This window comes from Streptococcus suis (assembly GCF_019794555.1).
GTDB classification, from domain to species: domain Bacteria; phylum Bacillota; class Bacilli; order Lactobacillales; family Streptococcaceae; genus Streptococcus; species Streptococcus suis_AB.
In genome coordinates, this window is sequence record NZ_JAIMEP010000058.1 from 1 (window position 1) to 2,703 (window position 2,703).

1 protein-coding gene is annotated in these 2,703 nt (G+C 42.6%); it reads right to left on the reverse strand.

Annotated elements, in window-relative coordinates; genetic code table 11:
- A partial coding sequence (locus tag K6V48_RS11555; protein WP_222369831.1) for a Rib/alpha-like domain-containing protein occupies positions 1–2,703 on the reverse strand: 2,703 nt, incomplete at both ends.

Here is a 2,703-nt window from a genome sequence, read left to right on the forward strand (position 1 = left end):
ACTGTTACCTTAACTGGAACTTCTTCTGATGATCCATCTGGGTAAGTTACTACAACTGTACCGTCTTTCTCACCTGGAGTAGTTGTATCAATTGGATCTTTGAAGTCTACTGTTGTACCAGCTGGAAGATCTGGCAAGTTAGAGATAGAATCTTCTGCTTTTGGTGTTTCACCAATATTTACTGTTTGATCTTGACCTACAGGTGTGTTTGTGTCTGCTTGAGTTGGAGCAGGTGTTACTGTAAATGTGAATGTTTCAGTAACTGGGTTACCTGATGCATCTTTTACAGGGTTACCATCTTTATCAAGAACTGTTACTGTTACAGTAGATGTTCCTGGAGTGGTTGGTGTACCTGTGATTTCACCTGTTGAAGGATCGTAAGTAACACCATCTGGAAGACCATCAACTTTAACAGAACCACCTGTAGGAACTTTAACAACTTCTACAGTAACTGGTGTGATTGGAGTTCCTACAACACCAGTTTGATCATCAATTGGTGTGATAGATGAAGCAATTGAATTAGGATCTTTCGGATTTGTACCGTCAGTTGTTTCATCTGTATCTGGCACACCATCACCATCATCATCTGTATCAGTCGTATCTGGAGTGCCGTCGCCATCTGTATCTAGCAAGAATTTAGCAACAGTGGTGTCAGTAGAACCATCTGGATAAGTAACAATCACTGGAACTTCAACTGTTTCAGCTGTATCTGCAGTTGGAGTAGCTGGCGCTGTTACTTTTACCTCACCTGTTGTCTCATTGATTTCAACTACATAACCTGCTGGGTCAACGTAGTTTGGATCAATAGAGAAGTTTGTATTAGTTGGGATTGTTGCTTCAGCATTTGTCGCATCTTCAACTAATTTTGGAAGTGAGGTTGCTGAATTTCCTGGTGTAACAATCTTATCTTCGTATGAAGGAGTGTAGTTATCTGCAACTGGATTATTTGCGATAAATGAATCCGCAGCTAATGCATTGGTTGCCTTTGTTGTATTTTCACCTTGACGGAAGACAGCTGATGTGAAGACAGTTGGTCCAGTCAAGTCGTCTGGAACAGTGATTGGGAAGGAAGCTGCTTCCCCTGAATCACTTGAAACCACCGTAGTTGGATCACCATAAGCTACACCATCACGGAACCATTGGATTTGGTATTCACGGTTTGGTAATAAACCACCAGTTCTTGACTCAACTACATCACCAGGGAAGCCATAGTTAGACACAGTATCTTTAACTAAGACGTCGTGCATTGGTTGTGGTGCTAGAAGTGCAAAGTCAGTCGTTGATGTATTGTATGATGCAAGAGCATTTACGTTGCTGTCATTTACGGACTCAAAGGTATTATTTTGGAAGTTTTTGCTCCATACAGCGTAGTCTGAAACGACTGGTGAAACATAAACATAATCCGCATTGATGTGACGGTGTTTTTGACCCAAGGTACCATTCCATGCCATCAAATTGTTATGAGAGATATCTTCGTCGCGAACTACAGTTCCATATTCTTCATCAGTAATAGTACGAGAGCCCAGCCTAGTATTTTGCTCTGTAGATGAGACACCGTACAAACCACGGAATGGGATATAGTAGGATCCATCAGCTTCAACTACTGCTTCAACAGTTTCAGCAATGTGAGAGCCAACACCATTTGCGGCTTCGTATTCTCCAATGATTTGGGCTTGTGCTGCACGCATCATGTCCAGTGTATAATTAGGGTTTGCTGCTTTCCAAGCATCTAAAAGATTTGTCACTTCATCATTTAGATATGAACCAACCATTTTCACGCCAGCTGCTCTGATATCCCAAGAGTTTTCATACCAGATAAATGCCGGTGAACCAGCAAGATCACCATTTTCATACCATACATTACCACGGATGGTACCATAATTACCAGTATTCGCCCATACCCCATCACCAGATGGAGACACTTGGCGTTCTGCTTCTGGTTTGTGAAGGTAATCCTCAGCATTTGGCAATTCTTGTAACCCTACATGGGCATCAACGATACGGTTAATCCCGGCAGTAAAGTCCCAAGATTCCATAGTACGCTCTAGACGGTTATGGAAGCCGTAGAATTTATCTCCTGGAAGGATAACAGAATACTTAGTTGGATCTGGATTTTGTACCCACGTACGGATAGAAAAATCACCATCGCCAGCAAGTTTAAATTCATGAGAACCACCATGGGCATCTACTTCTGGTTTAGAAAGGTCGATAACAAAGGTACCGTCTGCATTAGTAGTAGTATAGTACGTTTTAGAAACATAGCCTTTACCGTTTACCCATTGAAGATAAACATTTGTTCCACCCAAAACAACCGCATCGGCCTGATTATGGTTCTTCATAGAACCATTACGATAAACATAAGCTGTTCCTGCGTAAGATTGTTTTTGACCCTTAGTACCAGGGCTGTAAATCGCATTTGCTTCTAAATCATTTTGGATTTCAGAAGTAATTGCACGGTCTGTAAAGGTACCATTGTCAGCTGCAGCTCTTTCTGTAGTAGCTGGAGCTGCTGCAGTACGTAAAGCTACACCTTCAGCTGCTACTGGTTCAGTCGCTGTTGCTTCTGATGTTGCTGCTGCTTCTGATGTTGCTGTTGCTTCTGATGTCGCTGCTGCTTCTGATGTCGCTGCTGCTTCTGATGTCGCTGCTGCTTCTGATGTCGCTGCTGCTTCTGATGTCGCTGCTGCTTCTGATGTCGCTGCT